We start from the raw sequence: 25865 nt of genomic DNA on the forward strand, positions 1-25865 counted from the left end.
GCATGTCGTATACACCCACGAACGATCCCATCGATCAAGGACTGTTCGATATTACCCGTACCCTGCTGCAACAGACCGATCTTTGCGCCCTGGCGCAGGCGCTGACCCAGCACGTCCGGCAGATAAACCTCGCCGATAGCGTCCACATTCTGCTCTGGCAGTCGGAGTCGCGCCGGGTTTATCTCTACTGCACCGACGACCAGGGTTGCGATATCCGCTATGAAGATGAGCCGATGCTGGCGAACGGCCCTTTCCGCCGCATGCTTTCGCGCCCGGACGTGCTGCACTGCACGGCGGCGACCTTCCAGGAGACCTGGCCGCAGCTGGCCGCCCTCGACCGCTATCCCTCGTTCGCCCACTACTGCCTGACGCCGATTGCCGCCGACGGCCGCATTCTGGGCGGCTGCGAGTTTCTGCGCGCCCGGGATGTGTCCTGGACGGATACTGATTTTTCCCGCCTGCAGACCCTGACCCAGGCGGCCGGGCTGGCCGTCGAGCAGATCCAGGCCCGGCTGCACAACAGCGATAACTACGATCTGCTGTGGCGGGAGCGTAACGATTTTCGCCTGCTGGTCGCCATCACCAACGCCGTGCTGTCGAAGCTCGACCTTGATGAGCTGGTGATGGAAGTGTCCCGCGAAATTCAGCGCAACTTCGGCATTGATTCCATCAGCATGGTGCTTCGCAGCGACCGTAAAGGGAAGCTCATCGTTTACTCCACCCACTATCTGGACAAAGATGCCCCCCTGCACGACCAGAGCGAGGTGGATGAAAAGGGTACGCTGTCTGAAAAAGTGATGCGTAACAAGCAGATGCTGATGCTTAACCTGCACCACCGGGATCAGCACGCCCCCTACGAACGCATGCTGTTTGATATGTGGGGCGAGCAGGATCAGACCCTGTGCCTGTTCCCGCTGATGTTCCGCGACCGCGTGCTCGGCACCCTGAAGCTGGCCCAGTGCAAGGCCCAGGTGTTCACCCCCACCAACCTCAAACTGCTGAACCAGATCGCCGAACGTGTCGCCATCGCCGTGGATAACGCCCTCTCCTACCGGGAAATTAGCCACCTCAAGGAGCGGCTGATCGACGAGAACCTGGCCCTGACCGAGCAGATCAACAACGTCGCCACCGACTTCGGCGAGATCATCGGCCGCAGCAGCGCCATGATGACGGTGATGAAGCAGGTGGAGATGGTTGCCCAGAGCAACAGCACCGTGCTGATCCTCGGCGAGACCGGCACCGGCAAGGAGCTGATCGCCCGCGCCATCCACAACCTGAGCGGACGCAGCGACAGGCGGATGGTGAAGATGAACTGCGCGGCGATGCCTGCCGGCCTGCTGGAGAGCGACCTGTTTGGTCACGAGCGCGGGGCCTTTACCGGGGCCAGCGCCCAGCGCATCGGCCGCTTTGAGCTGGCGGACAAAAGCACCCTGTTCCTCGACGAAGTGGGCGATATGCCCATCGAACTCCAGCCCAAACTGCTGCGGGTGCTGCAGGAGCAGGAGTTTGAGCGCCTCGGCAGCAACCGCATCATCCACACCGACGTGCGCCTGATTGCCGCCACCAACCGCGACCTGACGAAGATGGTGGCCGACCGCGAGTTCCGCAGCGATCTCTACTACCGCCTGAACGTCTTCCCGATCTACCTCCCGCCGCTGCGCGAGCGCCCGGAAGATATTCCCCTGCTGGTGAAATCTTTCACCTTCAAGATTGCCCACCGGCTGGGGCGCAACATCGACAGCATTCCGGCGGACACCCTGCGCCAGCTCAGCCGGATGGAGTGGCCCGGCAACGTGCGCGAGCTGGAAAACGTCATTGAGCGGGCGGTGCTGCTGACGCGCGGCAACGTCCTGCAGCTTTCGATGCCGGATATCGATTTCCAGCGCGCCAGCAGTGCCGCGCCGGAAGCGCCCGTCAGCGATATCCGCGAAGGGGAAGAGGAGTATCAGCACATCTTGCGGGTGCTGAAAGAGACCAACGGGGTGATCGCCGGGCCACGGGGCGCAGCCCAGCGTCTGGGGCTCAAGCGCACCACCCTGCTGTCGCGGATGAAACGCCTGGGGATCGACAAAAACGTCCTCTCCTGAGTCACACCAGGCTAAAATACCTCTCCTTTTGTCCACGGCGAGAAGAACATGCACACTCACCACTCCACATTTCTTCTCGCCGGGCAGACCCTTCACCGCATCACCTTCGATCCGGCCACCTTTACCGACGCCGATCTGCTCTGGCTCCCGCATCACCACCAGCTGGCTGACGCCGGGCGCAAGCGCAAAGCCGACCATCTGGCCGGGCGCATCGCCGCCTTCCATGCCCTGAACCGCCAGGCCATTCCCGCCATCGGCAGTAGCGGGGAACCGCTGTGGCCTGTGGGGGTGAGCGGTAGCCTCTCCCACAGCGGCACGCTGGCTGTGGCGATCTGCCGCGATAGTGGCCTTATTGGGGTTGATTGCGAGGCGATTATCGATGAAAGCGAAGCCCGCGAGATTCAGGACGGAGTGATTGATGTTCAGGAAGCCCGGGTGCTGGCCGGGTGCGGTCTTCCCTTCGCCCTGGCCTTTACCCTGGCGTTCAGCGCCAAAGAGAGTCTGTTCAAAGCGCTCTTTCCTCAGGTGCTGGCCTGGATGGGGTTTGAGTCCGCCCGCGTCACGGCCATGAACGCCGACACCCTGAGCCTAACGCTCACCCGCCCTCTTCCCCCCTTTGCACAAAATCAGGCATTTACCGCGCACTGGCTGCGTTTAGACGCCAGGGTTGTCACCCTGATCTGTGATGAATAATTGCTCAGGATCGTGATCCTTTTCTCCTTTTAAACAAATTAGCGGCCTGAACCGTAGACAGTTTAATCAGGCAGACTTATCGTTACATTGAATAATAAATCATTATTGAATAAATATTCAATGTGGAGAAAAAGAATGAACAAGACCTTTGTAAAATCCGCTTTACTGGCCTCAATGATCGCCGCTTCCGGCTCTCTGTTTGCCGCCGATAACGGACTCATTGCGATTATTACCCCCTCACACGACAACCCGTTCTTCAAGGCTGAAGCCGACGGCGCGGCGGCGAAGGCGAAAGAGCTGGGTTACACCACGCTCGTTGCCTCGCACGACGATGACGTGAACAAACAAAACCAGCTGATTGAGACCGCCATCGCCCGTAAGGCGAAAGCGATCATTCTGGACAACGCTGGGGCAGATGCCACCGTCGGTCCGCTGGAGAAGGCCAAAGCGGCAGGCGTCCCTGCCTTCCTGATCGATCGTGAAATCAACAAAACCGGCGTGGCGGTGGCGCAGATTGTCTCGAACAACTATCAGGGTGCGCAGCTCGGTGCAGATAAGTTCGTCAAGCTGCTGGACGGCAAAGGTAAATACGTTGAGCTGCTGGGTCGTCCGTCGGACACCAACGCGGGCGTGCGCTCCCAGGGCTACCACGATGTGATCGACGACTACCCGGACATGAAGATGGTGGCGCAGCAGACCGCCAACTGGAGCCAGACCGAAGCCTTCACCCGTATGGAAGCTATCCTGCAGACCAACCCGGATATCGTGGGCGTGATCTCCGGTAACGACACCATGGCGCTGGGGGCCGAAGCCGCGCTGAAGGCCGCCGGGAAAAACAACGTGATTGTGGTCGGCTTTGACGGCAGTGACTACACCCGCGACTCGATCCTGAAAAAAGGCAACATCAAAGCCACGGTGCTGCAGCCGGGCTGGCAGCAGGCCCAGATGGCCGTTGAGCAGGCCGACTACTACCTGAAAAACGGCAAAGCGCAAAAAGACGAGAAGCAGCTGATGGACTGCGTGCTGATCGACGAGTCCAACGCCAGCAAGCTGAACCTGTTTAACCTCAGCAAATAAGCGGAGGCAGTATGCGTTTAACACAATGGGGCGCCGCGCTGACAGGCGCTGCCGCCCTGTTGCTGACGGCCTGCACCGTGGTGGATCTGGATGAGTTCGGCAAGCCGATTATGCCTGCCGATCCCAATGCCAAAGCGAGCTTTGACAACAAGACCCCACAGCAGATCGCGCAACAAACCTGGCAGCCGCGGATCCTCGACGTCGCCAGGGATCATGCCCTGGACGCCAGCGCCCTCTCCACCCAGCTGAACGCGCCTTCAGCCAAACCGCAGAGCGTCTTCGTGCGCCTCACCGGCAAGGTGGAGCGCGTGGATGCCAGCAACGAACGCGAGCAGAAGCTGGTGATGACGGTAAACGGCCAGCCGGTGGAGATCCAGAGCGGGCCGGTGATGCGCGGCAACGCCATCCGTGACGCCGCCGGGTTCCGCTTCGATGAATTTACCAACCAGGTGCAGTATGCCCAGCTCTCCCGCGCCCTGAACCGCGAGGCGGTGAAGCATCTGCCGAAAATCGACGACAGCTGGAGCGGCAAAGACGCCACCGTCCTGTTCGCCGCCACCCTGAACGCGGGCAAAGCGGTTGATGCGACGGCGCTGGAACTGAAACAGGAGACGCCGTGATGAGCGAGAGCCCGGCAGATGACATTATCCTCAGCACCCGCGGGATCTCGATGCTGTTCCCCGGCACCGTGGCGCTGGATAAGGTCGATTACCGCGTCTGGCGCGGCAAAGTGAACGTGATCATCGGCGAGAACGGCGCCGGGAAATCGACGCTGATGAAGATCCTTGCTGGCGTCCAGCAGCCGAGCCTCGGCGAGATGTGGCTCAACGGCAAACAGGTGACGTTCGCCAGCACCCGGGATGCCGCCCGCCACGGGATTGGCATGGTGCACCAGGAGCTGAACCTGTTTGAAAACCTCAACGTGGCGGAGAACGTTTTTCTTGGCCGCGAGCTGCAAAAAGGGGTCATGCCGATCAACGAGGCAGAGCAGGAGTCCCGCACCGCAGAGCTGCTAAAACGCCTCGATCAGCCTATCTCTCCGCGCGAGCTGGTGGGCAACCTGAAGGTCGGGCAGCAGCAGCTGATTGAGATCGCCAAGGCGCTGGCCGAGGACGCCGACATCCTGATCCTCGACGAGCCCACCTCGGCGCTCAGCAAAACCGAGGTGGAGATCCTGTTTCGGGTGATCCGCGAGCTGACCCGCCAGGGGGTCACCATCATCTATATCTCCCACCGGCTGGAAGAGCTGATGGCGATAGGGGATGTGATCACCATTCTGCGCGACGGCAAGTTCCAGGCCGAGGCGCAGGTGCAGGAGATCGACGTGCCCTGGATCGTGCGCGAGATGCTGGGCAGCGATCCGGTGAGCAACTTCCTCGAGCCGGGCCGCACCTTTGGCGCGCCGGTGCTGGAGGCGGAACACATCACCTGCGTGAACGCCGCCGGGAATACGGTGGTGAACGACGTGAGTTTCCAGGTGAACGCCGGGGAGATCGTCGGGATCTACGGCCTGATGGGGGCCGGGCGCACCGAGCTGTTCGAGTGCATGCTCGGCACCGAACGCAACTATCTCGGCAAGCTGTGGCTCGACAGTAAACCGGTGCCCCAGCGCCTGACCACCGCCGAGCGCATCCGCATGGGGATGAGCCTGGTACCGGAAGACCGCAAGCGCACCGGGATTTTCCCCGGCTCGTCGGTCGCCAGCAACCTGACCATCGCCAGCCTGTGGCGTCGGCTGCAGCGCGGCTTTGCCATCGCGCAAAAGGCCGAGCAGGAGGTGGTGGCCAGCACCATCGGCAACCTGTCGATTAAGGTCTCGACTCCGGAGGTGGAGATCCAGGCGCTCAGCGGCGGCAACCAGCAGAAGGTGGTGATTGGCCGCTCGCTGCTGACCAACCCGAAAGTGCTGTTCCTCGACGAGCCGACGCGCGGCATCGACGTGGGGGCCAAAGCCGACGTGTTCCGCATGATGGTGCAGCTCTCGCAGCAGGGCATTGCGGTGGTCTTTTCCACCTCGGATTTGAAAGAGATTATGGCGGTATCTGACCGCATTCTGGTGATGTCCGGCGGCAAACTCACCGCCGATATTGTTCGCGATCGGGCCGAAGAATCGGCACTGGTAACCGCAAGTGCTCAGGGGTTCTAAGATGAAAACAACACAGTCTGTCGCGCTGACGCCGCAAAAAGGGGCCGCGCCTTCCCGGGAAAAACTCCTCCTCCTGCTGCTGAAAATGCGCACCTTCATTGCGCTGTTCCTGATTGTCGGCTTCTTCACCATGACCGTGCCGGGCTTCCTCTCCGCCGGCAGCCTGGTGATCATGATTAAGCATATCGCCATCAACGCCTTCCTGGCGCTGGGGATCACCTTCGTGATCATCACCGCCGGGATCGACCTGTCCATTGGCGCAACCCTCGGGCTGTGCGGGATGATCGCCGGATGGATGATCACCAAAGGGATTGTGCTGCCGATGTTTGGCATCGCCATCTTCCCGAGCGTGTGGGTGATCGTGCCCGTTGTGCTGCTAATTGGCGCCCTGATAGGGGCGATGAACGGCTGGATCATCACCCGCTACAACGTCGCGCCCTTTATCTGCACCCTCGGCACCATGTACGTGCTGCGCGGGGCGGCGATGCTGACCTCCGATGGCCAGACCTTCCCGGGGCTCTCCGGCAACCCGCAGCTGGGGAATACCGGTTTCGATGAGATTGGCGCCGGAACGCTGCTCGGCATTCCGTGGGCCATCTGGATGATGATCGTCCTGGCGCTGGTGATCGCTTATATCGCCCGCCGCCTGCCGTTTGGCCGCCACGTGTACGCCATCGGTGATAACGAGCGTGCGGCAGAACTCTCCGGGGTGCGGGTCAAGCAGGTGAAAGTACTGGTCTATACCCTGTCCGGTTTCTGCGCCGCCATCGCCGGGATTGTGGTCTCCGCGCAGCTGCTGGCGAGCCATCCGGCGAACGGCACCGCGTTTGAGATGAACGCCATCGCCGCGGTGGTGTTGGGCGGCACGTCGCTTGCCGGCGGCCGCGGCACCATTCTCGGGACGCTGATCGGGGCCTTTGTGATTGGCTTTCTGGCCGACGGCCTGGTGATGATGGGCGTCAGCGAGTTCTGGCAGATGGTGATCAAAGGAATAGTGATTATCGTGGCGGTGATCATCGACCAGATGCAAAACCGGATGCAGCAGAAAGCAGCCGTGGTAGCGCAAAAGGCGGTGATGGAAGGGAAGTAAAAGCAATCCGGGCATGGGTGCGGTCTTTGTGCCGGGTGGCGGCTTCGCCTTACCCGGCCTACAAAAGCTGCAATCCGGGCATGGGTGCGGGATTTGTACCGGGTGGCGGCTTCGCCTTACCCGGCCTACAAAATCTGCAATCCGGGCATGGGTGCGGTCTTTGTGCCGGGTGGCGGCTTCGCCTTACCCGGCCTGGAAAACCCTGTAGGCCCGTGCAAGCGCAGCGCCGCCGGGCATTTTTCTATGCTTTCAACAAACTCCGCGCCGTCGGGTAATCGGTGATCAACACATCAATATACTTCCCTTCCAGCGCCCCGCGGATGGCGTTGCGTTTTTCTTCCCCACCGGCCAGGGCAATCACCTGCGGGCAGGCGCGGATCTGCGCCAGCTCCATACCAATCACCGGATCTTCTTCCGCGCTCAGCACCGGCTCGCCGTTGGCGTCGTAGTAGTGCAGGCAGATATCCCCCACCGCCCCGCGTTCGGCCAGCAGTTTGAGCATCTCTTCGGTGTAGTAGTTGCCGGAGTTTTTCAGCAGCTGTGACGGCTCCAGTTCGCCGATGCCGACAATCGCCACGTCCACTTCGGCGAATTTTCCCACCACCGCCGCCACGTCCGGGCTGCTCACCAGCCGGGCGCGCTCTTCAACGGAGTGTTCGATGCTCTGGGACGGCAGCAGCCCAGCCGGGCAGCCAAGGTGCGCCGCCAGCTGCTGGGTGAGGATCGTCGCCTGCACGTTGCCGTTCGGGCCCACCCCGCCCAGCAGCTGGATCACCCCTGCGGCGCGGATATTCTGCGGGTGCATCTCATCCACCATGCAGCGGATGGTGCTACTCCAGGAGGAGATCCCCACCAGGTCTTCCGGGCGCAGGCGGGTTTCAACGTAGTGCGCCGCCGCGCTGCCGATGGCGTGTTTGATTTGGGCGTTAGTCGGGTCCTCCCCCACGTCCACCACGATGGCCTGGCGGATGCCGTACTGCTCTTCAAGCGCCTTTTCCAGCGAGACGAAAATATTGGTCGGCTGAACGACGGTAATCTTCACCAGCCCCTCTTTCTGGCAGCGCGTCAGCGCCCGCGACACGAAGGACTGCGAGAGGTGCAGCAGGGAGGCAATCTCGGACTGCTTTTTATTCTCGCTGTAGTAAAGTGTGGCGATCTTCACCAGCAATCGCTGTTCATCCTGTTTCGACATAACGTTCCCCTTAATCGGCTGTCGTTATTTTTATTCATCACTGAATATTTAACAAGCAAGCACCCGCCCGATCCGCCAGGCAAATGTGATCCTTTTCTCCTTTCTTCGAAATTTGCCCGCTCAAACCGTAGACAAACCCCGGTTATGGCGCTGCACTCCCTGCTAAGGAGCCGACTGGCGACGAAAGGCAGCAATAGCAAACGTCGGGTGTTTGTAGCGATCGGGGATGGTGAACTGGCCGAGGGCAGTTACTGGGAAGCCGCGCAGGTCTCTGCGCATTACCAGCTGGATAACCTGTACATCATCAATGATTAAAGCAATCTCCATCTGGCGGGAATTATGAAAACCGGCTTTATCTCCGCACCCCAAGCTAATTTTTCTGCTGGTTGTAACCCACTGGGCGGCTCCAGTCATCGTCATACTTGATATTCCCTTCGATATAAAACCACTCAATTCCTGAATAGGAAATTGCGATATTCTCCATCATTCCTGGTGTGCGAGAACCCGGGATATAAGCATGAGAAGCATTAACTGACATGATCACAATGCTGGTAAGCGTAATTCTGTAAATCTCGTATTCAATGCCAGCCTCGTTGATGTCGTAATAGTGTATTACTGCCTTTTGCAGCCGCTTACTTTGGCAGACTGCAACCGCAAAATATGGCGAGGTTTTATCAATCTCTTTGTGCAGGGTAAAAGCGTTGTGTTCGCGCGAGCCCATAAGTTTACCCGTGTTGCGGCATGTGTTCTGGTACACACCGTAACTGCTGTTCATAATTTCAATTGCACCCTCACGGTCTAGCGCCATACAACTGCCTTTGAGCAGCTGTCCATTTTCATCATAGAGATACATATAAGCTGGTAATGACATCGTTATTTCCCTTATTGATTACTTGAGACGTTCCAGTCGTTGTCGATAAAGAACACGTAGCGATAATTTGAACCATTCAGCGTGTACGACACGCCATAGGTATAACCTGGCCTAAGCATCAGATTTAAACAGGAGTCTGGATAGGAGAGAGCAACGTGCTCATTAGTGGCAAATTCTTTGTATTCTCCGCCCTGCATTGAAGAAATGTTATAGCGACTCAGGACGTCGGTTTTATCCACTGAAAAGCAAACATGCCCCTTATCAACGATGATAGAGCGCCAGGGGGCTGCACGATCACCTTTACCACATCCGACAAGGGTTACAGATAACAGAATCAAGGATAAGTAGCGTTTCAATGCGGGAAACTCCCAAGCACTTTCTGATATCGAGCCATGAGTTTGAGAGTAGGCTCTGACGGGTCATAGTTTTTGAGGCGATACAGGTCATTTCGATTACCGAATCCATAGGTTTTCAGCAACCAGTAATCACTCACGATACATGCCTGATTTTCTATGCCGTAGTCCATCAGATTTGATTTATTGAGCTCATAGTTGTAATCAACAGCCCATGAGAATGCGCCACGCATTCTTACCATCATCCCGCGCTGGTGTTGCCAGACATGCATCATTTCATGCAGAAATATGTGCTGACCGCCTATGCGATCATTTTTGACGTGTGGCTGTGAAATATCAGGCTCATACACCCCTTCCTGAAAATATATTTCGCCGTTTGGCGCCATGGCGACGTTGTTCGCCTGCATATTGAAAGGAAGATAGCTGCTGCGGTGAATCCATACTTCGTTATAACGAATACTGAAAGCGTAGAGCGTGCGGGCCAGGTTAATTTCACCAAGGGTCAATAACCGCAGACCTCCGCGATTTATTCCATTTGACATTTATCCCTCCAATAACAAGGGTTTATCATATCATTGGCATAAAAATGTACAATTGTTTATGTACTGAATAAAAATAGATAATATATCGGTCTCGTTTATCATATTTCATATCGTTAAAGGCTAAACGGAGCACCTTTCTATCTTTACGTTAACATAGCTACTATTTAAACAATTCAAATTGGTGTTTAAACGGCCCATTAATCCGGCATGACTGAGGTCAACATGTTTTATTAGTCTGCCTTCATAACCCTTTGAAATAAAAATTACTACAATTGTCTTAGGTCTTGCCAAACCATTTTCTCTATAGCCTTCTACAGCCCTTATGTAGACCGGCGACCCTGCAACGACAAATGTGTCCTGCTGAATCTTCGCCATTAGTCCCCCTATCGACGAGGATCATTCTGAAACAACTGGTGTAAAAAACAGTATTACGCAGCGGTATGGCGCACCGCGATTGCGTTATTCCGCTCCGTCCGCCAGGCAAATGTGATCCTTTTCTCCTTTCTTCGAAATTTGCCCGCTCAAACCGTAGACAAACCCTCTGACTGGGCATATCTTACATCTTATGAATAATAAATCAGCACTGAATATATATTCATGAGGGGCAAAAACCTGCTGTTTCAGAGAATGAAACCTGCAAAGATCATTCCTGGCAGAGCGGTCTTTTACTTGGCTGGAATAATTATTCACAATAGATTATAAATTCAGGAGGTATGTTATGAATCCGTTTTCGCTCTCCATCGCGGAGCTCGAAACCCGGGCACGCTCGATTCGTCGCCGGATCATCGTGCTGAATGCCGAAAGCCCGGCGGGCGGCCATACCGGGGCCGATCTGTCGCAGGTCGAACTGCTCACCGCCCTCTACTTCCGCATCCTGAACTGCTCCCCGGCACTTCAGGAGAGCGATGAACGCGATATCTACATCCAGTCGAAAGGCCACGCGGTAGGCGGTTACTACTGCGTGCTGGCCGAAGCCGGGTTTATTCCCGTCGAGTGGTTATCCACCTATCAGCACGCCGACTCTCACCTGCCCGGCCATCCGGTGAAACATAAAACCCCGGGTATTGAGCTGAACACCGGCGCGCTGGGTCATGGCCTGCCGGTGGCGGTGGGGATCGCCCTGGCGGCAAAACGCAACAACAGCAAGCGCCGGGTGTTTGTGGTGACCGGCGACGGCGAGCTGGCGGAAGGCAGCAACTGGGAAGCCGCGCTGGTGGCCTCCCACTACCAGCTGGATAACCTCTTTATTATCAACGACAAAAATAACCTCCAGCTGGCGGGCTCCACCAAAGAGATCCTCAACACCGATCCGCTGGATGAGAAGTGGAAAGCCTTCGGTCTGGAAGTGACCGCCTGCGACGGCAACGACATGGCCGACGTGGTCGCCACCCTGGAGGGGCTGAAGCCCAACGGCAAACCGCACGTGGTGATCGCCCATACCACCAAGGGGGCGGGGATTTCATTTATTCAGGGACGGCCTGAATGGCACCACCGGGTGCCGAAAGGGGAAGAAGTTGAACTGGCGCTGGAGGAACTGAAAGATGAGTAATAGCGAACACCTCGCCACGGTGATGGTTGATGCCTTTATTGATGCCGTTGAACGCGGCGTGGACCTGGTGCCGGTGGTGGCGGACTCGACCTCCACGGCAAAAATCTCCCCGTTTATTCAGCGTTTTCCGGGGCGTCTGGTGAACGTCGGCATCGCCGAGCAGACGCTGGTTGGCGCAGCGGCCGGTCTGGCAATCGGCGGCAAGATTGCCGTCACCTGCAACGCGGCGCCGTTTTTGATTTCCCGCGCTAACGAGCAGATCAAAGTCGACATCTGCTACAACAATACCAATGTGAAGCTGTTCGGCCTGAACGCGGGTGCCAGCTACGGCCCCCTCGCCAGTACCCACCACAGCATCGACGATATCGCCATCATGCGCGGCTTCGGCAATATCGAAATTTACGCCCCCTCGAGCCCAAACGAGTGCCGCCAGATCATCGACTACGCCCTTGACCACGTCGGCCCGGTCTATATCCGCCTCGACGGCAAAGCCCTGCCGGAACTGCATGACGACAGCTACCGTTTTGCGCCGGGCAAAATTGACGTTCTGCGCACGGGTCACGACGTGGCGCTGGTGGCGATGGGATCGACGGTGCATGAAATTGTGGAAGCTGCCGCACAACTCGCGGAAGAAGGTATTGACGCCACTGTTATCAGCGTTCCATCTATTCGTCCCTGTGATACCCAACAGCTGCTGGCCGCCCTCGCCCCCTGCAAGGCGGTGGTAAGCGTCGAGGAGCATAACGTCAACGGCGGCGTCGGCAGCCTGGTGGCCGAAGTGCTGGCCGAAGCGGGCTGCGCCGTGCCGCTGAAACGTCTGGGGATCCCGGATGGACAATACGCGATTGCCGCCGACAGAGCGTCAACGCGGGCACGGCATGAGATTGATGTCGCTGGGGTGGTGAAGCACGCCCGGGAAATGCTGACGCGACAGGTTTGCTGAAAATAACAACAACATCTTACTGGAGAGAAAAGCAATGTCCCGAATTCCTCAACAACTGACGATGGGCGTGGTCATCGGCAACCGCGGATTTTTCCCGAGCTATCTGGTGGCGGAAGCACGCGAGCAGGCCATCGCCCTGTTTGGCCGCCTGGGTATCAACACCATTATGCTCGATCCCAGCCAGACCGAGCTCGGCGGGGTGGAAACCCGTCAGGACGCCAAAGCCTGCGCCGAACTGTTTCGTGCCCATCGCGACCGCATTCACGGCGTGGTGGTGCTGCTGCCTAACTTTGGCGATGAAAAAGCCATCGCCGAAACCCTGCGTCTCTCCGGCCTGAACGTGCCGGTGCTGGTGCAGGCCGAAGAGGACAACCTCGATAAAATGGGGCTGGCGACCCGCCGGGACAGCTTCTGCGGCAAGATCTCCCTGTGCAATAACCTGCGTCAGTACGGCATTCCCTTTACCCTCACCACCCAGCACGTCTGCGCCCTCAACGGCGAGGTGTTTGAGCAGGATCTGAGGCGTTTCGAACAGGTCTGCCGCGTGGTGAGCAGCATGCGCGGCGTGCGCGTGGGGGCGATTGGCGCCCGTCCGGCGGGCTTTAACACCGTGCGCTACAGCGAAAAATTACTGGAACGCCTGGGCATTGCCGTGGAAACCCTCGACCTGTCTGAAGTCTTTACCCGGATCAAAACCCTGCGCGATGACGACATCCGCGTGGATGAAAAACGCCGGATCCTGATCGACAACGCCGACGCCAGCCGCATTCCACCGGAGAAGCTGGTGACCATGGCGAAGCTGTTTGTGGTGATCAGCGAGTGGGTGGTCGCCAACGACATCGACACCACGGCGATCCAGTGCTGGACCTCCCTGCAGGAGAACCTCGGGATCAACGTCTGCTCGATCATGAGCGTCATGTCCGGCCAGCTGATGCCGAGCGCCTGTGAAGTGGACGTGATGGGCGCGCTCTCCATGTTCGCCCTCGCCAGCAGCAACATGAACCCCGCCTCGATTGCCGACTGGAATAACAACTTCGGCGACGATCGCGACAAATGCGTCTTGTTCCACTGCGGTAACTTCGCCGCCTCCAGCCTCGAATCGCCGCACATGGGCACCGCCGACATCATCGGCACCACGGTCGGGAAAGAGAACACCTGCGGCGCGGTGCATGGCCGCCTGAAAAGCGGGCCGCTGACCTACTTCCGTCTGAGCACCGACGATCTGACCGGGGAGATTAAAGCCTACGTGGGCCAGGGCCAGTCGGTGGACGATCCGCTGGATACGGTGGGCTGCCGGGCGGTGATTCAGGTGCCGCATCTGGAGAACCTGCTGAACTGGATCTGCCGCAACGGCTTTGAGCATCACGTGGCGATGAACCACTCCGCCAGCGCGGAGATCCTGCACGAGGCATTCACCCGCTACCTCGGCGTTTCAACCTATCTCCATCGCTAAGGCAGGAGGCCGCTATGTCGGTGAACAAGGACATCATCATCGCGCTCGATGAGGGCACCACCAACGCCAAAGCGGTGGCGCTGGATGGGAACGGGAATGTGGTGGCGAGTTTCTCCCGGGCGCTGGCGATCCAGACGCCGCACGAAGGCTGGGTGGAACAATCCGCCGAAATGCTGGTGGAGGCCTCCCTTGAGGTGGTGGCCCGCGCCATTGCCACCGTCGGGGTGGAACGGGTTGCCGCGCTGGCAATCAGCAACCAGCGTGAAACCGTGGTGGGCTGGGATCGGGCGACCGGTAACCCTATCGCCCCGGCGCTGAGCTGGCAGTGTTCCCGTACCGCGGCCTTTTGTCATCAACTGCGTGAGCAGGGCCACGGCCCGCAGATCAAGGCGGCAACGGGCCTGCCCATCGCGCCGCTGTTTTCGGCCTCAAAAATGCGCTGGCTGCTGGATAATACCCCCGACGGCGCACGGCGCGCCGCCCGGGGCGAGATCTGCCTCGGCACCGTGGACAGCTGGCTGCTGTGGCAGTTGACGCAGGGGGACGCCTTCAGCTGCGACTACGCCAACGCCGCCCGCACCCAGCTGATGAGCCTGCACAGCGCCGACTGGGACCCACAGATGCTGGCGTTGTTTGGCATTCCGCGCGCGGCGCTGCCTGACATCAAACCCTCCAGCGGCCTGTTTGGTTACACCCGCGGCTGCCCGTCCATTCCTGACGGACTGCCGGTGATGGCGATGATCGGCGACTCCCACGCCGCGCTGTTTGCCCACGGCCTGGGCGCGGAAGGGTGCGTGAAAGCGACCTACGGCACCGGCTCGTCGGTGATGGCGCCGGTGGATTCCGCCCGCAATGACGTCAGCGCCCTGGCCACCACCGTGGCATGGCATGACGGCGATTCGCTGGTCTACGGGCTGGAGGGCAATATTCCCCACACCGGCGACGCGGTGGCCTGGATGGCGGACAGCACCGGCCTAAGCGAACTGTCGCAGGCGGAGCTGGCTCATGAGCTCAACACCCTCCCCCGCTCGGTGGACTCGACGCTCGGGGTCTATTTTGTGCCGGCGCTGACCGGCCTTGGCGCGCCCTGGTGGGATGAGAATGCCCGGGGGATGATCCACGGCCTGAGCCGCGGCGTGAAACGCGCGCACCTGATCCGCGCGGCGCTGGAGTCGATTGCCTATCAGATTGCTGATGTCGTTGAGGCGATGCGCGTCCATCCTGGCTTCACCCTGAACGCGCTGATGGTCGACGGCGGGCCGACGAAAAACGACTGGCTGATGCAGTACCAGGCGGACCTTCTCGGCTGCCCGGTGATGCGCAGCGACGTGGCGGAACTCTCGGCGATGGGCGCGGCACTGCTGGCGCGTAAAGCGCTGTTTCACCTGACCACCGCGCAGCTGCGCCAGTATCTGCCGGAGCATGTGACGTTTATGCCGGACATGGCGCGCCACGTCCGATTGCAGACCCGCTGGCAAGCCTGGCAGGAGACGGTTAAGCGAGTACGGGCGTAAAAATGCCCCGCCTGGCAATAAACCAGACGGGGCAAATAAACGGGTGCCTGTACCAAACCGACAACTGGATAGGCGGGGAATGCTCCCCGCATACCGCTACTTCTTCGCTTCGCAAGCGAGAACAGCTTTCAGTTCTCTGCCACCTTCCTTAAAGCTCAGTTCGCATAGCTGCTCATGAACCAGAAATGTGACTCCCAGCACAGTTAAGCCCAGTACCAGGATCGCCGCAAAGGCGTACTTGTTAAGCATGTCATTGCCTCCTTGCTAAGAAGAGGCTACCATCCAAATTGTTCAGGTTTGGAGTGGTAGCCCCGGTTGATGGAAACATCTCCGGGGCTTTTGCTTTCTGCATCTCCGTACCTGCCTGAGCTCAGAAAGCATCAGGCACCCGCCGCAATACTACTCCCGCAAGGGTGAAAAAACCGTCTTTTTACTGGTTATTTAGCCAGGTTAATTACTCTTTCAGAAAACGTTTAGATGCTGAGTCGCTGCACGTTAAACCGATACCCTCACGGGGGCCGAATGCAGCATCGCCAGCAGTACAAACTGTAAGTCGTGAATCAGCGATCTTATGTACGTTGCCAGCGAACCAGGGCAGAAGATCTGAACCAGTCCCAGCGTCAAAATCGATCCTGTGGTGGCGACTATCGTTAACAGCAATGTGACGATCGTAATCCAGACCAGCAAACGCCACGCGCGGAATAACATCATTGTCTCAAACCCTTCTGTTATCTGAAGCGGTATTCAGCCTCCGGGGTTAACCTGACGGTGCTGTCGGTGAAGCATTAAGGCTTCAGCAATGATGTCCTGTTTGCTTTTTCGCGTTTCGTAAGCGGTGGCCTGCACGTACTCACAAAGTTCATCATCGATGCGGGCGCTCAGCATCGTTAAGCGGGCATTTTTACTTTCTCCCCGCTGTCTGCGCTTCGATGGATAGCTTCTGATTTTTTCCACACGTCCTCCCACTTAAGCATGCAGTTATTTCACGCAATGAAATATGAAAGTCTGGCTTAAACATGTCAACATTCTGAATCAGGGGAGCATTTTGTAGAATAAATGTTAAATCAGGAAGACTTCACAGGCAGATTTTCTTCAGATGAAAGTGATGATTATGTCTGATGATAAATAGCATCAACATAAAAACCATGTTTACAATTAGTCTTCATAAGTAAGACTTCAATGTTAGACACAAGAGGATGATTTAAGCGCCTGCTGAAATTCTCAGCCACACCAGAGCATTACATGCCCTGGCGAAGTCTGGATGAATGAGGAAAGGTAGCATCCGGTACCGCTAATCTCTTGTATATTCTGTGAGCCATCACGCAATTTTATGTAAAACAGACTATTGCAAGATTAATGCAGATTGTAACAATTTTTTAAAAACAGCTATCGAGAAACATCTTCAAGACAATTAAATAAGTAATAAAAGTTTGACATTAGTCAAATGAAAGCAGTCAGCAAAGCAAGGTCGTACGAGTATGAATTAACACCGCAGGGGCACCCCTGCGGTACACGCATTATCATGCCGTTTCCGGTCTGGCGCGAAATGCCTCAAGGCGCTTAATTTGCCGCCCTTCGCTATCAAAGTTCTCTAAGGCCAGCCAGCCGCGCAGGGCCGCGTCACGTTCCGGCCACTCGCTGTCGATAATGGACAGCATATCGCTGTCGCGGTTACGCCCTTTGCGCACCAGCTTCTGGCGCAGCCGCCCTTCCCAGGTAAAGCCCAGCCGCTCAGCGGCCCGGCGCGAGGCGATGTTCATCGAGTCGCACTTCCACTCCAGCCGACGGTAGCCCCGCTCAAAGCCATATTTCAGCAGCAGCCAGACTGCCTCGGTGCCGAGCGGGCTGTTTTTCATCTTGCGCGACCAGGTGACATGCCCTATCTCCACCGAGCCCAGCTGTTGTTCAATGGCCATATAGCAGACCAGCCCGACAGCACGCTCGCTCTGGCGGTCGATCACCGCAAAAGGCACCAGCCCGATATCCTGCACTTTGCCCTGTACCCACAGAGCGGTCTCCTCAACGCTGGCAGGCTGATTGCTGGCAAGCCAGGTCCAGTCGCTGTCGTCGCCCAGGGCATACGCCTCGAACAGATCAACCGCGTGCTTTTGGGCATCCAGCGGCTCAAGGCGACAAAAACGCCCCTCCAGCACCCCACGCTCTAATATGCTGGCCCCCTGCCAGCCGGGAACAGGATCGTTTACCGTCTGCCCCCAGATATTGATTTCCGGCACGCCATTACCCCTTTTGTTTGTTAGTAATTTGTTAAACCACAATACAGGATAGAGTTGATAACAGTAATGCAGGCGGGGGAAAGAACGCTATTTAATTCCAGGAGCGTCCCGGGGACAATCGGAGGGAGCAGGTCACGGACCTACAAGGTAAACGTTTTGTAGGCCGGGTAAGCGCCAGCGCCACCCGGCAGAGCAATACAGATTACTTCAGGTTCTTAAGCATTTTCACCGTCGCGTCCAGGTCAATCTCATCTTCCGAGAAGATATAGGTTTTGCCCTGGAAGGTGGTGATGGCCAGTTTTCTCACCGTGCGCATCTCGCCTGCTTTTGCCGTTGATTTCGGCGCGATATTGCCCATCAGGCTCTTCACCGACAGCACGCCGTTCTCTTTATCAATCCGGGTTTCAGCGGGCTCTTCTTCGCTGTAGACCAGGTAAGTCTTGATGGAGGTGATTTTATGGCGCTCGCCGTCGAGGAAGATGTACTTGCTCTCCGGGATCACCTTCACCGCATACGCCGACAAACCCTTGTTGTTGGTGGTGGGTTCAAACGTCACCGCGGCATCTTTCTTAATCAGATCGGGATTGGCGACCTTAATCACATGAAAATAGCGGTTATCGCCGTTTTCATCTTTGATAAAACCAAAGCCCTTATCTGCAAACCAGGTTGTGATTGTTCCGTTCATCGCCATCGCCGTTACCGCCTAATTAATCGTTACACACTCAATTTTTGCCGCGCGCAGTGTAAAGCACAACGCCTGCGCAAACCACGTCTTTAACGCAGGAACTACTCATTGCCCCACTGGTTGAGGAAATTGGCAATATCATCAATGCGCTGGGTGCTGATGCCTGCTTCCACCGCCATCTCGGTCTGGGCTTCTTCGCTGATCTCTTCGTTATTCATCAGACGGGTGATCAGCAGCTGGAAATAGAGCGCCAGAGAATCACGTTCTGCTTCGCTCACCGGCGTTGCCGCTTCCGTCGTGTACTCATCCACGATGTCATAATATTTAATCGGTACGTCGTTGCTCATATCTGTTCCTCAGGGTGTCGGTTGCTGCCTGATAATAGCATTCTCACGGCGTTTTGCCTTCCCAGGGGCGAGAGGCCAGGGACGCTTGCAGCAATCTGATAAAGTTTTCAGCCCGGGGGGAGCGATGCGCCGTGTCGTCACTGCTCAGCGCCACGATATCGGCATCGGGCAGCGAGTAATCCGCCAGAATTCTCACCAGCGTACCCGCGTTGAGCTGCGGGGCAATATCCCATTCCGAGCGCACCATGATCCCGCACCCCGCCATCGCCCACTGTTTAACCACGCTGCCCTGGTTACTGGCCAGCCGGGGATGGATCCGCACCGGCATCTCCGTCCCGTCGCGGCTAAAACGCCAGAGCGTGACGTCCTCATCATTCTCCCGCAGGGCAATGCAGCTGTGCTGTTTTAAGGCCGCCGGTGAAGTCGGTTCCCCCTGTTTGGCCAGATATTCCGGCGAGGCGCACACCAGACGCCGGTTAGCGGCAAGTTTGATGCAGCGAAGGGAAGAGTCGCGCAGCTCGCCAATATACACAATGACATCCCACCGGTGCATGGACGACCACTCCGGCACGTCGGACAGCGTCAGCTCCACCTCAAGCCCCGGATGCTGTAAGGCGTATTGCGCCAGAACAGGCGCCACATACTCATTACCAAACCCGAGCGGCGCCAGCACGCGCAGTTTGCCCGTCACCTGCTGCAGGCGGTTATCAATGATCGACTGCAGCTCACTGAGCTCGGCAATCACCCGCCAGGCGCGGGCGAGCACCAGGGAGCCCTCGTCGGTCAGGCTGACCACGCGCGAGGGACGCTGGATCAGCTTGACGCCCAGCCGCGACTCAATGCCCTGCAAACGTTGGGTCACCGAAGAAGGGGAAATATTCAGGGCGCGCGCGGCGGCGGCAAGGGTTTTATGGGTTGCGATCGCATGGAAGAAACGCAGATCGTCGCTGTTAATCATTAAGTCCAGACCTAATCAGGGATTACGGTTTTGTTTATTTAAACATAAATCATGAGATGTAAAACTGGCCAGACATTTTCCAGGAGATCCCCACCATGACGACCCCACGCTGGCTGAACGCCCCTGAAACGCCTTACCTTCTGATTGATGAGAGCCGATATGTGCGCAACATCACCCGGCTCTATACGCATGTAGAGGGGCTGGGAAGCCAGGTCCGGCCGCATCTGAAGACCCTGCGCTCGCCCGAAGCCGCACGCTATCTGTTAAAACATCCGGACTCGCCGGCAACGGTTTCAACGCTTGCCGAAGCGGAAGGGTTTGCCGATGCCGGCTACACCAACATCCTGTATGCCGTCGGGATTGTGCCCCATAAGCTGGCGCGGGCGGCGAAACTGATTAAGCGGGGCGTGAACCTGCATCTGCTGCTGGACACCCCGGAGCAGGCGCTTGCCCTGGCAGACTACGCCCGGCAGCATGAGGTGGTATTTTCGGTATTTATTGAGGTGGACTGTGACGGGCACCGGGGCGGATTGCCGCCGGACAGCGAGGCACTGGTTGCCCTGGCGAGAGCCGTTCATGGCAACGGCGCGGTGCTGACCGGGCTAATGACCCATGCGGGCGAGTCCTACAGCTGTCGCACCGAGGAGGCGATCCGTCAGGCCGCGCAGAACGAGTGTGATGCCATTCGTCTCGCCGGGCGTCGGGTCCGTGAGCTGGGTATCCCCTGCCCCGTGCTGAGCGTCGGCGCCACCCCGACCGCGCATTTCTCGACAGAGCTTGCAGGCATAACGGAAGTGAGAGCCGGGGTCTTCACCACCTTTGATCTGGTGATGAAAAACGTGGGAGTCTGCGAAATTGACGACATTGCGCTTTCGGTCGTCACCACGGTGACAGGCCACAACCGGGACAAAAACTGGGTGTTTATTGATGCCGGCTGGATGGCGATGTCCCGCGACCGGGGTACGGCCTCACAGGCGACAGACTACGGCTACGGGCTGGTCTGCAATATGGCGGGGCAACCTTATGACGGCGTTTGTCTGAGCATCACCAATCAGGAGCACGGCATCATCGCCCTGCCTGCTGGTGCCTCCCTGACCACGGAAGATTTCCCTGTTGGCACGCGTCTGCGCATCCTGCCTAATCACGCCTGTGCAACAGCGGCAATGCATAGCGTTTATCAGGTGCTGATGAGGGATGGCCAGCAACGGACGTGGCACAGGATCACGGGCTGGTAGAGGGCGGTGTAGTGAGGGATTTCCGGAATGCGTCACGTAAATCTAAAAATAACCACTTTCTACGAACACTTTTACTTTGTGGAGCATTCAATTAAAGGCCTTTGGGTTTCCATATTGTCAACTCACTTTCAACTGCATATAATTTTTATCAAACATATCAGCACGCATGCAGAGTATGACAAGCTGACGGACCTCTACCGGAGAACCAAAGAATGAATTATGCACAGGCCATTAAAGCAGCCAACGATCTGGCAAACGTCCTGCCTTTTCTGGGAGCACGTCCGTCGCGTAAAGACTATGAGGATGCGCTGTCGCTGATGGAGTACCTGATCGAGCACCAGCCCGACAGCCCGCTCATCGATATGCTGACCGCTAAGATCGATAAATACGAGAATGAATCGCCAGAGTTTGCTGAGTTTAACGCCCGTATTGCCAGTACGCCTTCCGGCGTTGCTCTGCTACGAACGCTGATGGATCAGCATCATCTGACGCAGAGCGACCTGGAGAATGAGATTGGCAAGAAATCGCTGGTCAGCCGGATCCTCAACGGACAACGCACATTAACGCTGGAACATATGCGGGCGCTGGCGAAGCGTTTTGATTTGCCGGTCAGTGCGTTTGTCGGCGACTGAAGGCGTTCCTCACCCGTTGTCTATACTCAACGTATAACAGACAACGGAGTGCGCCATGCCTTTACCCGACTTTCATTCCTCTGAACCCTTCACCCTTGGCATCGAACTGGAACTGCAGGTGGTTAATCCGCCGGGCTACGATCTGAGTCAGGACTCCTCCGCGCTTATTGCCGCCGTCAAAGACGACATCAAAGGCGGGGAAGTGAAGCACGATATCACCGAAAGCATGCTCGAAATCGCCACCGGCGTGTGCCAGAACATCGACCAGGCGGCGGCGCAGTTCTCCGCGATGCAGCAGAGCATTCTGCGGGCCGCGGCGGAGCAGCATATCCAGATTTGCGGCGGCGGTACGCATCCGTTTCAGAAGTGGCAGCGTCAGGAGGTGTGCGAGGATGAGCGCTATAACGCCACGCTTGAGCGCTTCGGCTATCTGATTTTGCAGGCGACGGTGTTTGGCCAGCACGTTCACGTCGGCTGTCGCACCGGGGATGACGCCATCTACCTGCTGCACGGGCTGTCGCGCTTTGTGCCGCACTTCATCGCCCTGGCGGCCACCTCGCCCTATATGCAGGGCACCGACACGAAGTTCTCGTCATCAAGGCTCAACATCTTCTCCGGGTTCCCGGATAACGGCCTGATGCCGTGGGTCAACAGCTGGCAGGAGTTCGAAGGGCTGTTCCGTCGCCTGAGCCACACCAGCATGATTGACAGCATTAAAGACTTGCACTGGGACATTCGCCCGAGCCCCCATTTCGGCACCGTGGAAGTGCGGGTGATGGATACCCCGCTCACCCTCGCCCATGCCATTAATATCGCCGGGCTGATCCAGGCCACCTCCCACTGGCTGCTGACCACCCGGCCTTATAAGCATCAGGAGCGGGATTTTCTGCTCTATCGCTTTAACCGTTTTCAGGCCTGCCGCTACGGGCTGGAGGGGATCCTGACGGACGTCCACACCGGGGAGCAAAAAACCATTGCGGAGGATCTCGCCTGGCTGCTGGAGCGCGTCGCGCCGTCGGCGGAAAAAGTGGGCGCCAGCAGCGCGATCCAGGAAATTGCCCTGCGGTTAAAGCAGGGCAAGAGCGAGGCTGACCTGATGCGGGTCTTTATCGCAGACGGCGGCTCGCTTATTTCTCTGGTGCAGAAGCACTGCGATCTGTGGGCGACGAGTCCGTAAGGCGGTGCCCCCACTCGCGCAGGCGCTGGAACAGCACAAACAGCGCCGGGATAAAGACAATCCCCACCAGGGTAGCTACCAGCATACCGCTGAACACCGTGGTGCCGATGATGCGACGGCTCTGGGCACCCGCCCCGGTCGCCAGCATCATCGGTAGTACGCCGATAATGAACGACACGGCGGTCATCATCACCGCCCGGAAACGGCGCGAGGCCCCTTCCCGGGCGGCATCGACAATCGCCATCCCCTCATTGCGCCGCGCGCGGGCAAACTCGACAATCAGGATCGCATTCTTGGCAGCGAGGGCGATCAGCAACACCAGGCCAATCTGCACGTAGACGTCGTTGGCGTACCCGGCAACCCACAGCCACACCAGCGCCCCGCCGATGGCGAACAGCACCGAGAGCATGACGCTGGCCGGGAGCGTCCAGCTCTCATACTGGGCGACGAGGAACAGCCACGCCATCACCACCGCCGCCAGCACAATCCAGATCGCCTGATTCCCGGTCTGCTGCTCCTGATATGACATCCCGCTCCAGGCGTAGTCATACCCGGCGGGCAGGTGCTCCGCCAGCAGCTGCCCCATCGCCGCCATCGCCGTACTGCTGCTGTCCCCGGCTGCCGCCGAGCCGCTCACGGAGACGGACGGGAACTGGTTGTACTGCTGCAGGAACGGCGCGCCAACGGTCGGCGTGATGCTGACCAGGTTGCTCAGGCGCACCCGCTCGCCGTTATTGCTGCGCACGAACAGCTCGCCGATCTGCTCCGCCCGCTCGCGCCACTGCATCTCGTTTTGCATCACCACGTGGTAGACGCGGTTGTTGACGCTGAAATCCCCGGCGCGGGTGCCGCCAAAGGCGGTCTGCAGGCTGCTGAAGATGCGCGACACCGGCACGTCGAGACGCGCGGCCCGCTCGCGATCGACGGTGAGGGTCAGCTGCGGCACGTTGCTGCTCCAGGTGGTGAACACCCGGTTCAGCTGCGGATGCTGGTTGGCTTTCATTAACACATCGCGCGTCACGCGCTCCAGCTCCGCCGGACTTTGCCCCGCCTGGGCCTGAATGCGCAGGTCGAAGCCGGAGGCGTTGCCGAGCCCCGGCAGCGTCGGCGGCGCGAAGGTCATGATGGTGGCTTCCGGCAGGGCCAGCAGCTGGCGCTGCAACGTACCCATCACCTCATCCAGCGCGGGGCGCTCGCTCCAGTCTTTCAGCATCACGGAGATAAAGCCGCCGTTGGAGGCGCTGGTGCCGTTGAGAATGTTGAATCCGGAGACCTGAATCACGTCCTCCACCGCCGGATTTTTAGCGATCAGCTCCCGGGCGGTTTTCATCACCGCTTCGGTGCGCTCCAGCGAGGCCGCTTCCGGCAACTGAACGCTGGCAAAGAAGTAGCCCTGATCCTCCTGGGGCAGGAAGCCTTTTGGCATGGAGATAAAGCTGAACACCACCACCGCGGCCGCCCCTGCGGTGGCCAGCAGCGCCAGCCACGGGCGCAGGTTAAACAGGTTGACGATGCGGGAGTAACCGTTGCGGGTGGCGTCCAGTCCGCGGTTGAAGCCGCGATAAATTGCCGCCGGGCGCGCGGGACGCGGGCGCAGCAGCATGGCGCACAGGGCTGGCGTCAGGGTCAGCGCCACCAGGCTTGAGAGGGTAACCGCCGTCGAGAGCGTCACCGCGAACTGGCGGTACAGCTCGCCCACGATCCCCGGCAGCAGCGCCACCGGCACAAACACCGCCAGCAGCACCAGGGTGGTGGCGATCACCGGTCCGGCAATCTGGCGCAGCGCCTGAGCGGTGGCCGCCGTGCGGCTCTGCCCCTCCGCCATCAGGGTTTCGACGCTCTCCACCACCACGATGGCGTCATCCACCACCATGGTCAGGGCCAGAATGATGGCAAACAGGCTCAGGGTGTTGGCGGAATACCCCAGGGTATAGAGCACCGCAAAGGTGCCCACCAGCGACACCGGAATGGCGAGGGCGACGATCAGCGTGGCGCGCCAGCTCTGCAGGAACAGGGAGACCACCACCACGACCGCCAGTAGGGTCAGCGCCAGCGAGACGCCAATCTCCTTGATGGTCGCCGCAACAAAGGTGGTGGTGTCAAACTTCACCTCATACGTCAGATCGTCCGGGAAGCGCGTCGAAAGCCGCTCCAGCTCGGCGCGAACCGCGTCGGCCACCCGCAGGGCGTTGGCGGACGGCGTCGGGTAGATCCCCAGATACGCCGAGTCATGACCGTTAAGCTGAGCGCCGGAGCTGTAGCTGCGCGAACCGAGTTCAATGGTGGCGACATCCTTCAGGCGCACCAGCTGGCCCATCTTGCCCGCGCGAATGACGATCCCGGCAAAGTCGTCGGCCTGATTTAAGCGCCCCAGCCCGTTGATGGTCAGGGTCTGCTGCTGGCCGTTAAACACCGGCGGCGTCCCCACCTGCCCCGCCGCCCCCTGTACGTTCTGCTCGCGCAGGGCCTGGGCCACGTCGTCGGTGGTGACGTTCAGGGCGTTCATGCGGTCCGGTCGCAGCCAGATACGCATGCTGTAGTCCCGCGCGCCGAACATCTGTACCTGCCCGACGCCCGGTAAACGGGCCAGCGCCTCGCGCACCTGGGTGCTGGCGTAGTTGCTGACGAACAGCGGCGTGTGGCTGTTGTTGGGTGAGTAGAGACTTACCCCCATCATCAGGTTGGTGGCGCGCTTGCGCACCTGCACGCCGTTTTGCTGGGCTTCGGTGGGCAGCTGCGCCACGGCCTGAGCCACACGGTTCTGCACGTCGATGGCGGCGAGATCCGGATCGGTGCCCGCGGCAAAAGTGATGTTCAGGCTGTAGCTGCCTTCGTCAGAGCTGGTGGACTCCATGTACAGCATGTGATCCACGCCGTTGAGCTGGGTCTCCAGCGGCGTGGCGATGGCCTCCGCCACGTCGGCCGAGCTGGCGCCGGGCCATGAGGCTGACACATTCACCACCGGGGGGGTGATCTGCGGATACTGCTCCACGGGAATGATCTTCAGGGCGATAGCCCCCAGCAGGGCAATAACCAGCGCAATGACCATCGCGAAGCGCGGGCGTTTGATGAAAAACGTCAGCATGA

General features: G+C 58.6%; 24 protein-coding genes and 2 pseudogenes. 15 read left to right on the forward strand and 11 right to left on the reverse strand.

The window, feature by feature from the left end; translation table 11 throughout:
- Positions 1–2: 2 nt before the first annotated feature.
- The 6 genes from flhA to FFB58_RS08915 all read left to right on the forward strand — a co-directional run bounded on the left by flhA (position 3) and on the right by FFB58_RS08915 (position 7093).
- Complete coding sequence (flhA, locus tag FFB58_RS08890) at positions 3–2087, forward strand: formate hydrogenlyase transcriptional activator FlhA (RefSeq protein ID WP_138369650.1); 2085 nt, start codon at positions 3–5, stop codon at positions 2085–2087.
- Between the two features lie 48 nt (positions 2088–2135).
- Positions 2136–2780, forward strand: a complete 645-nt coding sequence (entD, locus tag FFB58_RS08895; RefSeq protein WP_138369651.1) for an enterobactin synthase subunit EntD — start codon at positions 2136–2138, stop codon at positions 2778–2780.
- A 135-nt stretch (positions 2781–2915) separates the two neighbouring features.
- Positions 2916–3857, forward strand: a complete 942-nt coding sequence (locus FFB58_RS08900; protein ID WP_138369652.1) for a D-ribose ABC transporter substrate-binding protein — start codon at positions 2916–2918, stop codon at positions 3855–3857.
- An 11-nt stretch (positions 3858–3868) separates the two neighbouring features.
- The gene (locus tag FFB58_RS08905; protein ID WP_138369653.1) at positions 3869–4477 is read left to right on the forward strand and encodes a DUF2291 family protein; all 609 of its coding nucleotides are present in this window, start codon (positions 3869–3871) and stop codon (positions 4475–4477) included.
- Entirely contained in the window at positions 4477–6003 is a 1527-nt protein-coding gene (locus FFB58_RS08910; protein ID WP_171029945.1) for a sugar ABC transporter ATP-binding protein, read from the forward strand. The genes FFB58_RS08905 and FFB58_RS08910 overlap by 1 nt, the downstream gene beginning before the upstream one ends.
- A gap of 1 nt (position 6004) precedes the next feature.
- A complete protein-coding gene (locus FFB58_RS08915) occupies positions 6005–7093 on the forward strand; it encodes an ABC transporter permease (RefSeq protein WP_039031446.1) in 1089 nt (362 codons plus the stop codon).
- Positions 7094–7334: 241 nt separating this feature from the next.
- Here the strand turns inward: FFB58_RS08915 and FFB58_RS08920 are convergent, their stop codons facing one another.
- Positions 7335–8285: a sugar-binding transcriptional regulator gene (locus tag FFB58_RS08920; protein WP_039031447.1), complete on the reverse strand. Its 951-nt coding sequence runs from the start codon at positions 8283–8285 to the stop codon at positions 7335–7337.
- 174 nt (positions 8286–8459) lie between these two features.
- On the opposite strand from FFB58_RS08920, the pseudogene FFB58_RS08925 reads away from it, so the two are divergent.
- Positions 8460–8597 (forward strand): annotated as a pseudogene (locus tag FFB58_RS08925) (transketolase); the annotation flags it as partial.
- 58 nt (positions 8598–8655) lie between these two features.
- Here FFB58_RS08925 and FFB58_RS08930 read toward each other — a convergent pair.
- The 3 genes from FFB58_RS08930 to FFB58_RS08940 are packed head-to-tail and all read right to left on the reverse strand — an operon-like array spanning position 8656 to position 10051.
- Positions 8656–9156, reverse strand: a complete 501-nt coding sequence (locus FFB58_RS08930; protein WP_138369654.1) for a type VI secretion system tube protein Hcp — start codon at positions 9154–9156, stop codon at positions 8656–8658.
- 11 nt (positions 9157–9167) lie between these two features.
- The gene (locus FFB58_RS08935) at positions 9168–9512 is read right to left on the reverse strand and encodes a putative T6SS immunity periplasmic lipoprotein (RefSeq protein ID WP_138369655.1); all 345 of its coding nucleotides are present in this window, start codon (positions 9510–9512) and stop codon (positions 9168–9170) included.
- On the reverse strand, positions 9509–10051 hold the full coding sequence (locus tag FFB58_RS08940) for a type IV secretion protein Rhs (RefSeq protein WP_138369656.1): 543 nt from the start codon (positions 10049–10051) through the stop codon (positions 9509–9511). Before FFB58_RS08940 ends, FFB58_RS08935 begins: the two co-directional genes overlap by 4 nt.
- Before the next feature lie 718 nt (positions 10052–10769).
- On the opposite strand from FFB58_RS08940, the gene FFB58_RS08945 reads away from it, so the two are divergent.
- From FFB58_RS08945 to FFB58_RS08960, 4 genes are read left to right on the forward strand one after another with little or no spacing between them, the layout of a single operon-like run.
- On the forward strand, positions 10770–11600 hold the full coding sequence (locus FFB58_RS08945) for a transketolase (protein ID WP_039031448.1): 831 nt from the start codon (positions 10770–10772) through the stop codon (positions 11598–11600).
- Positions 11593–12543 carry a transketolase C-terminal domain-containing protein gene (locus FFB58_RS08950; protein ID WP_138369657.1) on the forward strand — a complete coding sequence of 317 codons (951 nt, stop codon included), beginning with the start codon at positions 11593–11595 and terminating at the stop codon, positions 12541–12543. The genes FFB58_RS08945 and FFB58_RS08950 overlap by 8 nt, the downstream gene beginning before the upstream one ends.
- A 34-nt stretch (positions 12544–12577) precedes the next feature.
- Entirely contained in the window at positions 12578–13996 is a 1419-nt protein-coding gene (locus FFB58_RS08955) for an L-fucose/L-arabinose isomerase family protein (RefSeq protein WP_138369658.1), read from the forward strand.
- Positions 13997–14010: 14 nt separating this feature from the next.
- The gene (locus FFB58_RS08960) at positions 14011–15510 is read left to right on the forward strand and encodes an FGGY-family carbohydrate kinase (protein WP_138369659.1); all 1500 of its coding nucleotides are present in this window, start codon (positions 14011–14013) and stop codon (positions 15508–15510) included.
- A 96-nt stretch (positions 15511–15606) separates the two neighbouring features.
- On the opposite strand, the gene FFB58_RS08965 is transcribed toward FFB58_RS08960, so the two are convergent.
- From FFB58_RS08965 to FFB58_RS08990, 6 genes are all read right to left on the reverse strand, one after another.
- Complete coding sequence (locus FFB58_RS08965) at positions 15607–15759, reverse strand: Hok/Gef family protein (protein WP_039032710.1); 153 nt, start codon at positions 15757–15759, stop codon at positions 15607–15609.
- A gap of 495 nt (positions 15760–16254) precedes the next feature.
- Entirely contained in the window at positions 16255–16464 is a 210-nt protein-coding gene (locus tag FFB58_RS08970) for a hypothetical protein (protein ID WP_138369660.1), read from the reverse strand.
- 566 nt (positions 16465–17030) lie between these two features.
- The gene (locus tag FFB58_RS08975; protein ID WP_138369661.1) at positions 17031–17744 is read right to left on the reverse strand and encodes a GNAT family protein; all 714 of its coding nucleotides are present in this window, start codon (positions 17742–17744) and stop codon (positions 17031–17033) included.
- 202 nt (positions 17745–17946) lie between these two features.
- Entirely contained in the window at positions 17947–18435 is a 489-nt protein-coding gene (locus tag FFB58_RS08980) for a cold shock domain-containing protein (RefSeq protein ID WP_039031591.1), read from the reverse strand.
- Positions 18436–18530: 95 nt separating this feature from the next.
- Positions 18531–18776, reverse strand: coding sequence for a YmjA family protein (locus tag FFB58_RS08985; RefSeq protein WP_039031590.1), 246 nt, complete (start codon positions 18774–18776; stop codon positions 18531–18533).
- Positions 18777–18819: 43 nt separating this feature from the next.
- A complete protein-coding gene (locus tag FFB58_RS08990; RefSeq protein ID WP_138369662.1) occupies positions 18820–19734 on the reverse strand; it encodes a LysR family transcriptional regulator in 915 nt (304 codons plus the stop codon).
- A gap of 95 nt (positions 19735–19829) precedes the next feature.
- Between FFB58_RS08990 and FFB58_RS08995 the strand changes: the two genes are divergently transcribed.
- From FFB58_RS08995 to FFB58_RS09010, 4 genes and pseudogenes are all read left to right on the forward strand, one after another.
- Positions 19830–20969, forward strand: a complete 1140-nt coding sequence (locus FFB58_RS08995) for a DSD1 family PLP-dependent enzyme (protein WP_138369663.1) — start codon at positions 19830–19832, stop codon at positions 20967–20969.
- Between the two features lie 141 nt (positions 20970–21110).
- Positions 21111–21185, forward strand: a pseudogene (locus FFB58_RS23135) (type II toxin-antitoxin system HigB family toxin); the annotation flags it as partial.
- Positions 21182–21601, forward strand: a complete 420-nt coding sequence (locus FFB58_RS09005) for a helix-turn-helix domain-containing protein (RefSeq protein ID WP_039031586.1) — start codon at positions 21182–21184, stop codon at positions 21599–21601. The pseudogene FFB58_RS23135 and the gene FFB58_RS09005, both read left to right, overlap by 4 nt.
- Positions 21602–21656: 55 nt before the next feature.
- On the forward strand, positions 21657–22778 hold the full coding sequence (locus FFB58_RS09010) for a YbdK family carboxylate-amine ligase (RefSeq protein ID WP_138369664.1): 1122 nt from the start codon (positions 21657–21659) through the stop codon (positions 22776–22778).
- Here FFB58_RS09010 and FFB58_RS09015 read toward each other — a convergent pair.
- Positions 22729–25863 (reverse strand): efflux RND transporter permease subunit, encoded by a 3135-nt coding sequence (locus FFB58_RS09015; protein ID WP_138369665.1) that lies wholly within the window; start codon positions 25861–25863, stop codon positions 22729–22731. The genes FFB58_RS09010 and FFB58_RS09015 overlap by 50 nt on opposite strands.
- Positions 25864–25865 lie beyond the last annotated feature (2 nt).

The sequence above is a fragment of the Enterobacter sp. MF024 genome (genome assembly GCF_005843915.1).
Taxonomy (GTDB): Bacteria; Pseudomonadota; Gammaproteobacteria; order Enterobacterales; family Enterobacteriaceae; genus Enterobacter; species Enterobacter barmai.